Origin of the sequence: Flavobacterium azooxidireducens, assembly GCF_023195775.1 — a bacterium.
In the GTDB taxonomy this organism is placed as follows: domain Bacteria; phylum Bacteroidota; class Bacteroidia; order Flavobacteriales; family Flavobacteriaceae; genus Flavobacterium; species Flavobacterium azooxidireducens.
This window is the reverse complement of record NZ_CP096205.1, coordinates 2,674,407-2,689,321: the sequence shown is the minus strand read 5'-3', so window position 1 is coordinate 2,689,321 and position 14,915 is coordinate 2,674,407. Positions and strand designations below refer to the sequence as shown.

Annotated in this window: 16 protein-coding genes; 5 read left to right on the top strand and 11 right to left on the bottom strand. The window is 31.8% G+C overall.

Going from position 1 to position 14,915, the window contains the following annotated elements; all coding sequences use genetic code 11:
- Positions 1–228: 228 nt before the first annotated feature.
- The 4 genes from M0M57_RS11715 to M0M57_RS11700 are packed head-to-tail and all read right to left on the bottom strand — an operon-like array spanning position 229 to position 2,607.
- Positions 229–894: a response regulator transcription factor gene (locus tag M0M57_RS11715; RefSeq protein ID WP_248433212.1), complete on the bottom strand. Its 666-nt coding sequence runs from the start codon at positions 892–894 to the stop codon at positions 229–231.
- Positions 891–1,658 carry a sensor histidine kinase gene (locus tag M0M57_RS11710; protein ID WP_248433211.1) on the bottom strand — a complete coding sequence of 256 codons (768 nt, stop codon included), beginning with the start codon at positions 1,656–1,658 and terminating at the stop codon, positions 891–893. Before M0M57_RS11710 ends, M0M57_RS11715 begins: the two co-directional genes overlap by 4 nt.
- Complete coding sequence (locus M0M57_RS11705; protein WP_248433210.1) at positions 1,637–2,254, bottom strand: hypothetical protein; 618 nt, start codon at positions 2,252–2,254, stop codon at positions 1,637–1,639. Before M0M57_RS11705 ends, M0M57_RS11710 begins: the two co-directional genes overlap by 22 nt.
- Before the next feature lie 41 nt (positions 2,255–2,295).
- Positions 2,296–2,607, bottom strand: coding sequence for a hypothetical protein (locus tag M0M57_RS11700; protein ID WP_248433209.1), 312 nt, complete (start codon positions 2,605–2,607; stop codon positions 2,296–2,298).
- A 634-nt stretch (positions 2,608–3,241) separates the two neighbouring features.
- Here M0M57_RS11700 and M0M57_RS11695 point away from each other — a divergent pair.
- From M0M57_RS11695 to M0M57_RS11675, 5 genes are all read left to right on the top strand, one after another.
- On the top strand, positions 3,242–4,063 hold the full coding sequence (locus tag M0M57_RS11695; RefSeq protein ID WP_248433208.1) for a hypothetical protein: 822 nt from the start codon (positions 3,242–3,244) through the stop codon (positions 4,061–4,063).
- A gap of 462 nt (positions 4,064–4,525) precedes the next feature.
- The gene (locus M0M57_RS11690; protein WP_248433207.1) at positions 4,526–6,151 is read left to right on the top strand and encodes a hypothetical protein; all 1,626 of its coding nucleotides are present in this window, start codon (positions 4,526–4,528) and stop codon (positions 6,149–6,151) included.
- A gap of 1,558 nt (positions 6,152–7,709) precedes the next feature.
- A complete protein-coding gene (locus M0M57_RS11685; protein ID WP_248433206.1) occupies positions 7,710–8,132 on the top strand; it encodes a DUF6943 family protein in 423 nt (140 codons plus the stop codon).
- A gap of 27 nt (positions 8,133–8,159) precedes the next feature.
- The gene (locus tag M0M57_RS11680) at positions 8,160–8,339 is read left to right on the top strand and encodes a hypothetical protein (RefSeq protein WP_248433205.1); all 180 of its coding nucleotides are present in this window, start codon (positions 8,160–8,162) and stop codon (positions 8,337–8,339) included.
- 136 nt (positions 8,340–8,475) lie between these two features.
- Positions 8,476–8,796: a hypothetical protein gene (locus M0M57_RS11675; protein WP_248433204.1), complete on the top strand. Its 321-nt coding sequence runs from the start codon at positions 8,476–8,478 to the stop codon at positions 8,794–8,796.
- 233 nt (positions 8,797–9,029) lie between these two features.
- Here M0M57_RS11675 and M0M57_RS11665 read toward each other — a convergent pair whose 3' ends face one another.
- The 7 genes from M0M57_RS11665 to M0M57_RS11635 form a co-directional block, all read right to left on the bottom strand.
- The gene (locus M0M57_RS11665; RefSeq protein ID WP_248433202.1) at positions 9,030–9,251 is read right to left on the bottom strand and encodes a hypothetical protein; all 222 of its coding nucleotides are present in this window, start codon (positions 9,249–9,251) and stop codon (positions 9,030–9,032) included.
- 29 nt (positions 9,252–9,280) lie between these two features.
- Positions 9,281–9,673, bottom strand: coding sequence for a DUF5675 family protein (locus M0M57_RS11660; protein ID WP_248433201.1), 393 nt, complete (start codon positions 9,671–9,673; stop codon positions 9,281–9,283).
- 3 nt (positions 9,674–9,676) lie between these two features.
- Positions 9,677–10,432, bottom strand: a complete 756-nt coding sequence (locus M0M57_RS11655) for a hypothetical protein (protein ID WP_248433200.1) — start codon at positions 10,430–10,432, stop codon at positions 9,677–9,679.
- 803 nt (positions 10,433–11,235) lie between these two features.
- Positions 11,236–11,568 (bottom strand): hypothetical protein, encoded by a 333-nt coding sequence (locus tag M0M57_RS11650; RefSeq protein WP_248433199.1) that lies wholly within the window; start codon positions 11,566–11,568, stop codon positions 11,236–11,238.
- Positions 11,565–11,918, bottom strand: coding sequence for a hypothetical protein (locus tag M0M57_RS11645; RefSeq protein WP_248433198.1), 354 nt, complete (start codon positions 11,916–11,918; stop codon positions 11,565–11,567). The genes M0M57_RS11650 and M0M57_RS11645 overlap by 4 nt, the downstream gene beginning before the upstream one ends.
- A 114-nt stretch (positions 11,919–12,032) precedes the next feature.
- On the bottom strand, positions 12,033–13,949 hold the full coding sequence (locus M0M57_RS11640) for an OmpA family protein (protein WP_326930574.1): 1,917 nt from the start codon (positions 13,947–13,949) through the stop codon (positions 12,033–12,035).
- 41 nt (positions 13,950–13,990) lie between these two features.
- Positions 13,991–14,899 carry a PorP/SprF family type IX secretion system membrane protein gene (locus M0M57_RS11635; RefSeq protein ID WP_248433196.1) on the bottom strand — a complete coding sequence of 303 codons (909 nt, stop codon included), beginning with the start codon at positions 14,897–14,899 and terminating at the stop codon, positions 13,991–13,993.
- Positions 14,900–14,915: the final 16 nt, after the last annotated feature.

The window sequence follows — 14,915 nt, the reverse complement described above, 5'->3', positions numbered from 1 at the left end:
GTAAAAACACTTAAATTTAAGGGAGTAAATTCAAGTATTCATTTTACGTGAAAAAAGTAACTTGATGAAAAAAGGGAAAATGTAGAACTAAATTAATCGTAGAAAGAAAAATAATGAAAATATAATAGATACACCATTTTTCTATATGTTAAAAAAAGAGAGGAGTTTTTGTCTACATTAACAATTGGAAGTTATGGTTAGAAAATGTGTGTGTGTGTGTGTGTGTGTTTAAATATCTTCTAAATAAATGGCGTTTACCTTAAGAGCATACAATACAACCCCTATAAAATTTTTAGACTCCGTTTTTTCCATAATACGCTTTCGGTGTTTTTCTACAGTCCGTGTACTGATGCAGAGCTTATCTCCTATTTCTATACTGCTCAATTCTTTACAAGCCATTAAAATTATTTCTACCTCTCGCCCGGTTAGATTGATTTTCTGGGTAAAATTAAAATTGGACTGCACTTTCTTCTCCCATAAAATAGCCTCTCTTACAACGGCAGCCAATTCCATATCAAAATAGTAATCTTTATTTATGATACCTTTTATGGCCTGCTCCAAAAGTTCCGGAGGAGAATTTTTTGTGAAAAAACCATTCGCTCCGCAATCCATTATTTTGTGAACGGCTTCCTTAGTTGTTAACTGAGAGACAATTAGAATTTTAACGTCCGAGTAATCTTTTTTTAATCGTGTACAAATTTCAAAACCATCCATGATTGGCATTTGAATATCCAATAACACCACATCAATTTTCTCACCATTAATCAGCTTTTCCAATAACTTTAGTCCATCATCAGTATCAAAAACAACCTCAACTTCATCAAAAGTTGCAATTAATAAAGATAAACTCTTTCTAAATAATTGATGATCATCCACTAAAGCTATTCGTATCATATAGGAAGTTTTAAATAAATAACAAAATGATTACCAACCGTTACTTCACGCTGGACCAACTCCGCTTTCATACTTTTAATTCTGGATTGAATATTATTTAACCCGCTACCGTTTGATTTGTTATAAGCAGTTTTAAAATCAAAAGGAACTCCATCATCTATGATTTCTAAACTTAATCCTTCAGTGGTAATATATAAAGAAAGTAGAGCTTGCGAAATTTGACCATGTTTCAACATATTCTGACAAAATTCCTGTACCACTCGAAAAAGTTCATAAGCATATTCAGTAGGAATTTGTACATCAGAGAAATCCGTTTTATAGACAAATTCTTTCCCACTTAGTAAGCTGAGTTGTTCTAAATAGTCACGCAAAGCTGAACTAAACCCCGCAGTTTCTAATAATGGAGGCATCAACTTATTTGAGATAACCCTAGTATTTTCAATAGCTTTTTCCAACGCATCTTTAGCTTCTGAAATAAGTAAATTAGAGGATTGCCCTTGTGTTTGCCTCTGTAAAAGAACCATATAGTTTCGTATAGCACTCAAATCACCCTGAACACTGTCATGCAAATCTTTAGCAATTCGTTGTCGCTCCTCTTTCTCACTTTCTAATGCAGTTTTCAATAGCGTTTCTGCCTCTTGACGCTTCATTTTAGTAAAATTATTTTGATAAAATAAAACCAAGAAAAGCAAACCTAACGCCAAAAAAAGCATCACAGAGGTTCCAAGCCAAAAAACATAATTTATATCAATCGATCCTTCCAAATAGTAAGTATTAAAAAAGTTCTGAAAATTAAAACTAAAACAAGGTTAACAATCCAATAATAATATAAACTCAAACCAGCTCTTAAAATTTCTTCACCCAAGATAAAAAGAAAAATAGTTCCAGAAAAATAAATCAACAATCCGGAAACAAAATAAAAAAGAGGTACGTCAAGCAAAGATTCAACTTCTTTCTTTTCAAATATTTCCTTAATCCATAAAATAACAAACAAAAAAATATATAAAAATTGAATAGAATATAAAATCCCTAAAACTTGTAAATAAGGATAATTACTGTTTACCAAAAGAAAATAGAAAAAGGCACAAAAAAATAAAACCGAAAAACAAAACGTAATTTTAACAAACTTTCTAGCCAATAATTGATTGAATAATACTGCAAAAACGACAAACTCTAAAATAGTATACAGTTTTGACCATATATAAGAATCAAATTTTAAAAAATAGATAAAAATCAGTTCTATAAGTGAAGATATTGCCGTTAAAACCAAAAATGGCAACATAGGTTTCACGGCAATACTTTTTGCTGAATTAAAAAAGAGATACTGAATTAAGACAAATATGCCTAAAAAATTTACCACAAATATTAAAACTACAGGTAAATTCATCCAATATTATTTTTTTAATCTAATATACTAATCGTTGGACAATGTGGAGGACAAATGACAGTTCTATCTACAATAACACCCTCCTTCATATCATTTCCTAGTGTATCAACACCAACTAAAACTACAGTTTTTGTTAATTTATCTTCATCATATGCATTATAAATGCGAACACCAATGCAACGATCTTGGGCTAAAATAGCTTCAACATGATTTGAGCCAATAAAAAATGCCTTTTTTTCTTCAGGAAATATAGACTGAAAAGCAGCAATAAGATCTTGAGCTTCTTTCAATTTAATTTCTCCTCCTGAGTTTTTGTTTATTTCCATGATATTTTTAATTAAAATTATGCTTACAATTTAGAAAAAATTGTTAGGCTCGAAAATACGTATTTTCACTCAATTATGTAAGTATTTATACGTAATTAAATTCTTAAATTACAATTTTCATGAAAAAAGTAGTACAAAACAACTCAAAATACGCTGAATAATAATAATTTAATAAGTATTTACACGTATATCAAATGACGCTATTTAGCATAAAATGCTGATATCAAAAAAATTTAAATGAATTAGTTTCAAAAAACAACTACCAAAAAATACATATAAATACGTATTAAAATACGTGTTATTACGGAATATGTTAAAATTAAATTTTGAATAATTTTACTTCTACAATCAGTCAATTAAAATTAAAAATAACTACATAAAATAGTAACATTAAGTCAAGTAGTTTAAATCCTGAAAAATATTTTTTCCAAAGTCATTTGCATTAAATAAAATACGAAAATAAAAAAATAAGCTGTTTTTATCTTTTTTTAATTACTGGGGTAAAAAAATTACCTTTTTAAAATTTTCTTTTTTGATTAGACAAATTATATATCAGTTTTATGAAACTTCAAATTGAGTTTTCAATAATAAATGAGTTTATAGTCTGTAAAAAATTTAATTAAATCAATTAGCTATGGCTGCAAAAAAAAGTACCGCTAAAAACAAAATAAAATCAATAACAACATTAACGAATTTTAGAAATTATGTTGAAAATGGCAAAGATAGAAACGGAAAAAAAATTGTTCAAATCTATTGCTTAACCAATGATTATATAATTTATAGAACAGAAACCAATTTGCTTTGTCATGATGAAGATACGAGCAGTAATAATTTAGCGGCAAAGTTGGGGTCAATTAGTACTCGAATGACAATTTTAAAAACAATTGATGGAGAAGATCAAACTAAAAATAATTTTGACATAATTGATATTATGTCAAAAGCATGGGAAAATTGCTTCAATGACAAACCAGAAATTGCTAATGAAATTTTAGATAATTTAATAAATAAAATTTTAACAAAAAGTCGCGTCTACTATATTTTTTCATCGCTATTAACTTTTCTAGTAGTACTATTTGTAGGGATAAATACAATGTTTTATTACAACTATAATTTTAATTCAGAATTTGTAGTATTGATAGCATTAATTATTGCAGGAACATTCGGTGGATTGATTTCAACATTAATAAAATTAAAAGAAATCTACCTAGACCCAAATTCAAAATATATTAATATAATTTCAGGGGCATCAAGAATTTTAATTTTAGGTGCATCTGCCTGCATATTTTACTTGGCATACAAGGCAGAAATAATCTTAACGCTATTACATAATAACACAACAAATGAAAAATATTATTTAATCTTTTGTGCATTTATTTTTGGTTTTGGTGAACGATTTATTCCCGATATATCGAACAACTTTAATAAACTATTGAACGCAGATAAAAAAAACAAATAAGTAAGATTACTTTTAGATTAAACCAATTGTTCTAGACAAATATCCTAACTTGAATTTAACAATAATATAAGTAGGAACTAAAAGAAAGAAATAGCGAGATTATCAAGCCTATTTGTAATCTGATTTAAAATTTCTAATAGGTGAAGAATTTGATTTAAATATCTTGTTTACAGCAAATTAGTGTTAGTATTCCGAAGGTTATATTGATTATCATACTGCTTTAGATTTAATGTCTAACATCCGAAGATAATTGCTAGATTAAACAAAGGGCAAACAAAGCATTAATGAAGAGGAAGCTGAGCTATTAAAAACTAAAAATCCTGACAAAGTAGTACCATTTATAGGTAGTATTTCAAATGTAGTTACAATAGTTGACTTAATTAATAAGTTTAAAATTATGTAATAGTAAAATTTGCCCCAAAACAGATTGTAATTCAAGGTTTAACTATAAATACATTAAGTATGGAAACAATTTTTACAAGATTTTTTTTAATTATAGTATTTTGTTGTGCTATAAGCAGTTTTGGGCAAACTCCACCAACCGTGAAAGACAGTTTGAGAAATACAACTAGGCACTATATATTAGACACTAGAAGAAATTTAAATGATCCAAGCAGACCAGCTAATGTTACAACATATTTGGCAACTCCTGCCAATTTAGATTTATATTATGACGAGTTATATTTTACATTTAATCCCAAAATGCTAAATATATTTTTTGAAAACGAAATTAATTCATTTGCAACTAATATAACCGATTTAAACCTTGATAAGTATATAGTTTCAGCAAGTACAGAAAACAAAACGTTAACAATAGGTAGAAATATTGATTTGAGAAATTTAAGAAAGATTTTTTTTTCAAATGAACCATTACCTATTCGACCTATAAATAATTTGGTTTCAATTTATGTTAAAAACAAATTAGATAAGGGATTTTCAAATATTTACTCACAAAATAGCAAATCAAACGAGTATGACTTTAATAGTGATTTTGGAATTGGTTTAAAATTTACACATATTTTCAATGGGATTATAAGATATGGAGATAATTCTGCACACAGTAAAAAGGAAGGCATAAGACGAATTAGAGAAGAAATAATAATCCCAACAATAAACGAGGAAATTAATAAATATATTAAGTTCACACCCGCATCAACTGTAGTAACAAATATTAATTCAACAAAATCAAGTTCAATTAACAGTGGTGTTGAAACAACAAATATTAATGCTCAAACAGTATCTAATGGTGTTAGTTCAAATAGTAGTACTACTTCCACTTCCACAACAATAAATCCAGACACTAATAGCAATACAACAACTTCTAATACAACTACAACAATCTCTACACCTTCTAGATCCTCAAACAATGAAGAGGAAAACATAAATGCTATTTTATATTGTGGCAATGATTTAACTGATAAAAACGAAAAACTGATAAAAGAAAAGTATTATTTTTTTTATAAGAAAATTGCGGACAAAGAAATTGAAATTTTGAAAAAAGAAAAGTTATACAGTAGTTATTTAACTTGGTGGGTTGGTTTCGATGCATATTATGGTGCCAGTGGTAAGGAAACATATTTCAAGAAAGATTTAACTCCTAATACTATAGTAGATACTGCTAAATTTCGGGATTACAAGATAGATTTATACGTAAACGGATTGTGGAGCTTTAGTAAAGGCGTGACAATAAATGCTAAACTCCAATTTAATTCAACAAATACAAATAATTTTATTATTAATGAGAAAACTGCAAACACATTTGAAACAATAGCTTCACTACCAAACAATCAACAAACTGTAACAGGTACTCAACTTGTATTTATTGGACAATATGACGAATTTATTGTATTAAGCACTAGATATGAATTATCTTTCTTAGTCTTTAATAACACAGTTGGTTTAAGTGGTGCACTCGAACATTATTATGGAACTTTTAAAGCTAGAAATTGGAAATTCGGAATCCCGGTTAGTTTCAAAGACAAAGACAAAAAACCTACACTCAATTTTGAATTACAGTGGAAAGAGATAAATAGGAATCATTTTGTTGGTATAAGTGTTGGTTATGCCTTTGGCAAATTTCTAAAATGATTTCATGAAATCACAACCAGAATTAATCCTCCAACAAAATTTAACTTAATCAATTATCTTGAAATAGTTAAAAATTTAAGCCTAAGAGATGAAAAAGATTTATTAAATAAATTAGAAAAACACAATAAAAATGTGATTTCTGATAGTGATTTGAAACAAACACTTAACCATCTCTCACAAAGCTCGCTAAACTAATTCTACTTAATCAACCTGTTGCTCTTTTAAGTCTCCAAAATTCAAAGCAAATGAACATTCCTTTTTTTCAAACATCTAACTAAAGAAAACAATCAACTGCCAAAAATTTGCCACCGCTTCCCCAAACTCCAAAAGTTTTTGTATGCCACAACTAAATCCCTCCGAAAAAAATCGTGTCTGGCAACAAAAACTTTCCCAAAGCTTCTTTACATAATGTGGCATTATAGGGCAATAAAGAAAAGAGTGCTCCAAAACAAGATGGTGCATTGCCCTATAATAACATTATGTAAAAAAGCCGCTCACCCCACGCTCGAAAGCCCCGCTCTAGCCACACATTTTTGGCAGCTTTCCTCGCACCACCCAGCTACCAAAAACACGTGGCTTCGCGGGTCTTACTTCGTGATTTCATTAGAACGTTTCTACTCAAAAAGAAATATACCACTTTGAAGAAAATTCATCAATTGTTTTTATCAGCTGTGTGTTAAAGCGGTAGTGTTTGCATTATCTTTTGAAGGTGCTTCCCATTTCCGAAACAACTGAACACTAAAATCTGAATACTGAACACTTTCAAGCACCCTCAAAAGATAAAATTGCCCAGCAAGAGTGTGGTTTTTTGATTTGTCAGAACATGAAGTAGTAATTGCTTTCCGGTTGCTCATGCTTTTAGAATTCCTAAGAAAATTATTCAAACTTCAAGCCTTGCGATGTAAACACAAATGAAGCATCAGCACCCAAAAAAGCAATCAGAAAGTAAGTGCAAACAAATCAAAAAACCACACACTTGCTTTCGCTACTGCCCACGCACTCGGTAGTATTTGCATTGTTTTTTTGAGGTGCTTCCCATCTCCGAAACAACTGAACACTAATTTCTGCATACTGAACACTTCCACGCACCACAAAAAAATCAAATAGTGCAGCAAGAGTTTCAAATTTCGGTTCCGGATGAAAAGCATTTTTATTGTTTTTGGTTTTTCATCCAGCCCCAAAATTTGAAACCCTTGCAAGACGACCCGTCTCCGAAACAAAAAGAACCGACTTCAAAAGGAAAATCCTGCTCCGAAAGCAAAAAAATAAAATAAAAAAAAGAGAGCAAAGGTAAGTTCCGGGTTTACAAAAAAGCAAGTTCAAGCCCTGCGGGTTTTTTAAAAAATCTCCACCACGCATGCGTTTTCAAAACAACTTATCTACCAAGCAACAAATTACGACTTCCAAAGGACAAATCAGGGTGGTAGTATTTTTTAAAAAAAACTTGCTTTTTTGAAACCCTCCACTTGGTGTGAGTGCTTTCTTTTTTTTCTTTTTTTCTTTTGAAAAATTTTAATGAAAAAGTGTGTCCGGTCGATAAATCCTTAATAGCCACGATATGATAAATTTTAAAATGAAACACCACCAAAACGGAGTAAAGTATGCAAATCCTCATTTCTTCATCCTAAACAAAGGGTTAAACACAGGCAAACCTTTAGAGGAACCCTGCCCGAATTGCTTTGTAATCATTTTCCAATGTTCAGAAGATTGCGAAAACATGGAATCCATCTGTAAAAGCTTATGGAGAGTAAAATATTGGCTTCAATTCCTTATCGGTTCTGTAATTCCATACATCAGAATCAATGATTTTGCAAAAACCCTAAATCTGAAAGCAAATGAAATGATGACCGATTTCGAGCAACACAAAAAAAATGTAGCAGCTCTTAAAACCTTAGAACAAAAGGAAAAACAATTTCACGAAAACATCAATTTAATCAATGATTTAAGAAAAGTCATTTTATATCGCTATTGCAAAAAATAATCTTGTATAACCTTTAAAATTAATTCTATGAGTATTTTTTTATTGTTTCAGACTGACAGCTGGAAATCAAAAGCATCAAGAGTCTTTTTTGGTGCTTTTGATAGCCGAAAAAAAGCATTAGACTACGCAAAATACAACGATTTATATTGGTATAATTCTGAAGTAGTTGTGATTGAAGTTGTACTAAATCAATTTGGGGAAGTCTGACAAAAAGCCCATTCCTTATGGTTTGGGCTTTAACTTTAATGTTAATAACCTCAGATTTTGTTAATATTAATTCTCTTAAAAGGTATCTAAAATTAAAAGGTATAAGTATTTTTGAGGATAAGAAAGTATAAATAGTATGGAACATGAAATGATAGGCACTTGCAACAGTTGCAGTTACTCCAAAGGTTTTAAATTTGGAGGAGGTCGCCTAAAATTTCAAAATGTTTGTTTAGGACCTGCAATTAATTTGAAAACGGGGAAAATAGAAACTGTAAACTATAAAATGTATGACCCCATCAATTACAAATTATACACTAACGAAGAACTTCAATCGGCACATCCTGAATACCTAAGTAAATATAAATTCGGTAATTTCACTATTAATCCAACTGGGAATTTTTGCCCATCTTGCCATAAAAAAACATTCGACTTTTCAATTAAAGTTACTGTTGAATAAAAAAGCCCATTCCTTTCGGTTTGGGCTTTCATTTTGTTTAACTCAAAGGTCACCACAACGAGAGTTAAACTTATTTTTTGTGCTTCCTACAGAGGTATTTGAGCAATACCGAAATTGAAAAACTCACTATAGCTCCAACAGTTGCCAAAATAACTGTTCTAATTAAATCTTCTGAGTTCAAATTCGGTACCATACTCAAAAAAGTACCTCCGACAGTTCCAACCAATGTTGAATTAGTCTGGCTGTTCATTCTTTTCAACAGTCAACTGACTTACAGCTGAAATAACACCACCGGCAACAGCAACATAGCCACCAACTGTAGTCACAATTACTGGCAAAGAAACTGGTGCAGTTAAAACGGCAGTACCAACAGTAGCCAATACCAATCCAATAGTTCGAAGCACTTTAAAAAACTTTGGTGTGGGAGCACTCGCTCTCTCTACAATTTTATTCATAATCTACTTTTTTGTCATCCTGTAAGGATCTATTGAACAATTAATTCGACACTTTCATTTTCATCCAAAGCTTGATAAACAATATCTTTCAGTTTATTAAAAGCTTTCCGAGACATCAAACCAAGTCCTGGACCAGAAAGTTTAATAACAGGAGCAATACAGCCTTGTAATTCCTTTTGAGAATTGTTCGCAGGATGAAAAAGAATGAATTTTCTGTTCGGTACATCCATCACTTCCAAATGCCATTTGTATTTGGCACTGTATCGCTTTCTAATAAAATATTTCCCCTCAGGAATGCAGGAAACCTTCGTTTCGTTCATCTTCCACGGCAATTCAATTGTTTTACAAATCAATTTACCTTCGCATTCGAGTTTACCATTTGTTCCTTCAGGGAAATAAGTTCTTGATAGTAGTAAAACCATCTTCTACAAGCCACTAACTTGCACCAAGGAAAGCGGATTAAAAGCACCGTTTTTCAACGGATACATTTGACCATTCACTTCCTGATAGAACTCTAATCCAAGAGCCAAAAATAATGGCTTAGTACTGTTTGGTGTAACAGTATTCACTTGGTTAATAGCAACTGTTGGAACGGCATTCCATGGCAAAATAGCCGTTTCAGAGTTTTGAACTACAAAGGTTTCAGCTTCAAAATCAACTTCCGCTCCCGCAGAAATGACTTTAAAATGTGTGGTTCCGGATGGTGCAGCAATCATATTAGCGGGAACGAATGGTGGCAAGGTAACAGACACTTCACCTGTTACTCGATCGATAGCTCCTGTAAATGGAGCATATAAACTGGTGCCAAGTTTTCCACGAATATTAAACTCAAAACCGGTAAGCAACTCCGCCTCACCATCAATCACATTTCGTAAACCTCTTTCACTCACTTCATCAGCTTGAATCACTTTCATCATCCGCTGAGTCAATCGGCTCACCATTCTACTATCCGCAGAATTCAAAAGCAAAGCTCTCAAAGAAGTTCTTAGAATTTTTCCGGCCTTCCCAGCCCGTCCAAACTCAGCTCCATTCTCACGCGTTCTTTGAAACGCAGCATCATTAGCGATTCTACTAGCGTCAATTCCCCCTTTTTCTCTCGCTAAATGCCCATCTTGAGTTTTGTAAAAGGTAATATCCCCGATAGTACCTTTCAATTTAATTATGCCTTTCTGTCTAGCCATAACTTCAAAATTTAATTCAACATATGGTTTGCTTTTACAAACCTCTCACGACTCCATCATTCTAAATTTTGTTGCAACAGTTTCAAATGATCATAACAAAGATTACAACACATTTTTCCAAGAAAAAACTGGTAGTGTACCATATGTCCAAAATCGACACAAGTGTCCAAAACGAACATAAAATCCCACTAAATCAGTTTAAAAAATTATAATTAAATTGCAGAAGATTTTCTGCAAGTCAGAAGTTAGTCAAAGCCTAATCAAAGGCATAGATAAAGTATGAAAATGAATAATCAGAGGGTGTGCATCTATCCAAAGGACATACAGCGAATAACCGGTAAAAGTTATCGTCAAAGTACTCGATTGATGCAAAAAGTAAAAAAAGAGCTTAATAAGCAAGAGAATGAGTTCCTAACTATTGAAGAGTTCTGCACCTATGCAGGAATAAAATATGAACAAGTAGCTCATCTCATTATAGGATAGAATTCAATTATATTTTTTATAACAATTTATCCAAAAGCATTCCCAAGCAGTTTAAAAACCAGTTCATTTTTTAAACTTTATCCTTTTAAATTCAAGATTTATTTCTTAAATTTACATCATACGATTTATACTAATTTGAATAGTAAATGTAGGTGCTAAAATCGGTTACCCTAGAAAATGTAACCTCTCTAACACCTTGTAAAATGGGAGTTTCTGAATGTAGACGCATTCTCTCCGACTCCACATTTTTATTATCAAATTAAGCTAAAACCCTGTAAATCGTATGATTTACAGGGTTTTTTGTTTTTTTTTTAGATAAACTACAATTCTAAGTAATTGTGAATTTGTTTGTTCAGTATTTTTTGCTTTTTTAAATCAATTATACCAAGATAACTTGTGTTGTTTTTTAAAATTGAAATAATTTCTCTATCATCACTGGCGATAATGATAGAATGTCTGTATTCTTTAAATTTAAATAGAAGTAAACAATCCTTATAATCATTGATTACAAAAACAACTTTATAATCATTGTTTTTATTTATCATTTGAAAATCATCAATATATTTACAACCAACATTTTGCAATCTTCGTTTGAGGTACAAATTATCATATTCTTTTGAATCAATGATATATATATTTTTCTCTTTCATCATTCAATCAATAATATTTTAACTAATTCTAATAAATTATCTAATTCTTTTTTTATTTCAATTTTTGAAATTGTTAGTTTAAGATGTAGAAAACCTCTGCTTTTAATTACTTCTTCAAACAATGCATCATTATTTGAACATAAAATTATAATTCCTTCAAACTGAACGTAATTAAGTAATTCTTTTAGGTCAACTTCATCATAAATTACGAAAAGTAAAAGGTCAAAATTTTTAAAATTAACTTCTATTCCTTTGTGAAGAGCAGACTTTTCAATGCTATAAAATGTACTATATCGGATAGAAACGAAACGATAAAAAAAGCTTTTTCTATCGTGTACTAATATTGAATTCAAAGAATCCACGGGGCTTTTATTTAAAATGATTGATTATTTTTAAAAACAATAATCCATACAGCATCATTCTCTGTATTGAAAATGAGCTGTTTGAATTAAAGTATGTTAAGGTATTTACAAGTCTATTATAATAAACTCACTTCTTCTGTTTAGTTGATGATCCTCTTCCGAACATTCAACGTTATCAGCACATTTGTTTACTAATTGTGTTTCACCATAGCCTTTGGCTGTAAGTCTGGATTTATCGATTCCGTTTTTCACTAACCATGCCATAGTAGATTTAGCTCTTCTGTCTGATAGCAATTCATTATATTTATGAGTTTGTCTACTATCGGTGTGCGAACGAATGTCGATTTTCATACTTGGGTATTCATTAAGAACATCCAATATTTTAGCTAGTTCTAAAGCTGCATCCGGACGAATATTCCATTTATCTAAATCAAAATAGATAATTTTTATACCAAAGGCTTTGGCTAAATCATCACCTACTTTAACTGGTTTTTTGGTTGGTTCCAATTCTATCGGCAAGGTTGTTTTTCCGCTTTCTTTCGGTGTAATAACCGCCAATTCTTTGGTGTTGTAATCGGTCTTTTCTGCTCGAACATAGAACTTTGTATCACAATCTACTTCACCAAAATCATACAATCCTTGAGCATCACTGGTTGTTTCTTTAAGCTTGTTGAACTTGTCATCCATCAACGTTAGCTTTGCGTTTGGAATAATTGCTCCGGTTTCAGTATCGGTGACAACGCCTGCTAATTCTTGGTCGCAAGTGAGTATCAATTCTCTATTTTCAATGAATTTATAAATATCATCATCGCCCACTGAGTTTGGTCGGTTTGAGGTTAAAAATCCTCTTTTGTTGGTATGATTGATAATGTAACCAAAATCATCAAACGAACTATTAACCGGCTCACCAACATTCACTGGCTCTGACACAGATCCGTCTTCTTTGATTTGTGATGCAAAAATATCTAATCCGCCCAAGCCCGGATGACCGTCTGAAGAAAAATAAAGTTCATTCTTGCTCGATATAAATGGGAAGGTTTCTCTAGCCTCGGTGTTTATAGTTGGTCCTAAATTTATAGGCGTACCAAAACTTCCATCTTCATTAATGGTTACTTTGAACAAGTCTGATGCTCCCAAAGTACCTGGCATGTCTGATGCAAAATATAATGTTTTTTCATCTGGACTAAGTGCTGGATGAGCTACCTGATAGTTGTCGCTATTAAATGGTAATTCTTCTTCTTTACCCCATTTACCATCTTCTCCTTGTTTTGATCGATAGATTTTTAATAACGTTACACGTTTACTGTCCTTTCCTTTTTTGCCTTGGTTAAAATTATTTCTTGTAAAATAAACCGTTTTTAAATCCTTTGTAAAAACAGGCGTAGCTTCGTGAAAACGTGTATTGATTTCGTTAGCAAATTTCTCAGGGTTTTCTACCGAACCGTCTTCCTTTATTGTTGCTGCATACATGCGAGTAAAGGATTGACCTGTCCAAGTGTGTTTGCGTTTGATGAAATTACCTGTATCTCTTGCCGATGTAAAAACTAGCTTATCACCATAAAAAGCACTTCCATAATCGGAATAAACAGAGTTGATTCCTGCTTCCTCAATTTGGTGTCTTCCTGAGTTTTTCTTGATTTCTGCTAAATAGTCTTTTTGCGTTTTTGCCAAAACTCCCCTAGAATCACTTTGGTTCTTTTGGTGGAATTTTGCCATCATATCATCCGCTTTTTTATAATCGCCTACTGCTTTTAAGGATTGAGCATAACGAAAATAATATTCAGTCTCTACATCTTGGGTTAGGCCAAATAACTCGCCATACCACTTAGATGCTTCTTCTAATTTGGCATTAAAATAATAGGCATTACCTAAATTTTGTAATATTTCCTGATTCTTATATCCTTTGTTGGCTATTCGCTCATAGGTTTCAATAGCATCAACATAGGCATATTTATCGTACTTCTTTTCTGCTCTATTGGCTGCTCGCTCTTGAGCAAAGCTACTAACAAAACATAAACTCAATAACAGGGTGTGTATATAATTTATTCTCATGGTTCAAGGAATTAGAAAAATCGGGGTGAAACGATTCGGTTATATCTATTAAATAATTCAAATCTCAAAAACACTTCGTGTGAACCTGAGTTAAATCGTCTTAATTTGGTGGTTTCATGATCATAGCCATAACCAACAAATAACCCTTGGGTCACTTGAAAGCCTGCCATGGCACTCACGGCTGCATCCCAACGCCATGCTGCTCCTAAGACAAATCGCTCGTTGATTAAAAAGTTTCCTGATACATCCAATTGTAATGGTGCCCCCTCGACTGCCTTTACTAAAAAAGCCGGTTTGAATTTAACGTTGTAACTCAAATCAAACACATGTCCTCCTATTAAATAAAAGTTCATTCGCTCTTTGTTGATTGCTACATCATTGTCGCTGTAACGGACTGTTTCAAAAAAATTAGGTATTGATAATCCGATATAACTCTTGTCTGAATGAAAATAAACACCAGCTCCTAAATTAGGGGTAAACTCACTTTTTAAATTCTGAAACTGTGGGTCTCCCATGTGTTCAGGGTTTAACTTACTTGGATCCAAACTAAAAAGATTGGCTGTTCCTTTTATTCCAAAGGAAAGTTTAAATCGTTCGGATGTAGGAACTGTATAACTTACATCTACCGAAATCGCATTTTCATCCGTTGGACCAATGCGATCATTTACAAACGATAAACCAACACCTAAATTCGTATTGTTAATAGGAGTGTTTAACGAAAACGAATTGGTTACCGGAGCTCCGTCTAATCCAACCCATTGAGTACGGTGTAAACCAAAAATACTCATTACACCTCGTGAACCTGCATAAGCTGGGTTAACATTTATTGTGTTATACATATAGTGTGTGTACTGTGCATCTTGCTGTGCAATCCCTTGGTAACCAACCAGCAGTAAAGCAATAATTACTATTTTTTTCATATTATGAAGTTTTATC

Coding starts and splice junctions, on each gene's coding strand:
- M0M57_RS11715 (WP_248433212.1), bottom strand. CDS start 894: ATGATACGAATAGCTTTAGTGGATGATCATCAATTATTTAGAAAGAGT.
- M0M57_RS11700 (WP_248433209.1), bottom strand. CDS start 2,607: ATGGAAATAAACAAAAACTCAGGAGGAGAAATTAAATTGAAAGAAGCT.
- M0M57_RS11695 (WP_248433208.1), top strand. CDS start 3,242: ATGGCTGCAAAAAAAAGTACCGCTAAAAACAAAATAAAATCAATAACA.
- M0M57_RS11690 (WP_248433207.1), top strand. CDS start 4,526: ATGGAAACAATTTTTACAAGATTTTTTTTAATTATAGTATTTTGTTGT.
- M0M57_RS11685 (WP_248433206.1), top strand. CDS start 7,710: ATGATAAATTTTAAAATGAAACACCACCAAAACGGAGTAAAGTATGCA.
- M0M57_RS11680 (WP_248433205.1), top strand. CDS start 8,160: ATGAGTATTTTTTTATTGTTTCAGACTGACAGCTGGAAATCAAAAGCA.
- M0M57_RS11675 (WP_248433204.1), top strand. CDS start 8,476: ATGGAACATGAAATGATAGGCACTTGCAACAGTTGCAGTTACTCCAAA.
- M0M57_RS11665 (WP_248433202.1), bottom strand. CDS start 9,251: ATGAATAAAATTGTAGAGAGAGCGAGTGCTCCCACACCAAAGTTTTTT.
- M0M57_RS11660 (WP_248433201.1), bottom strand. CDS start 9,673: ATGGTTTTACTACTATCAAGAACTTATTTCCCTGAAGGAACAAATGGT.
- M0M57_RS11655 (WP_248433200.1), bottom strand. CDS start 10,432: ATGGCTAGACAGAAAGGCATAATTAAATTGAAAGGTACTATCGGGGAT.
- M0M57_RS11650 (WP_248433199.1), bottom strand. CDS start 11,568: ATGATGAAAGAGAAAAATATATATATCATTGATTCAAAAGAATATGAT.
- M0M57_RS11635 (WP_248433196.1), bottom strand. CDS start 14,899: ATGAAAAAAATAGTAATTATTGCTTTACTGCTGGTTGGTTACCAAGGG.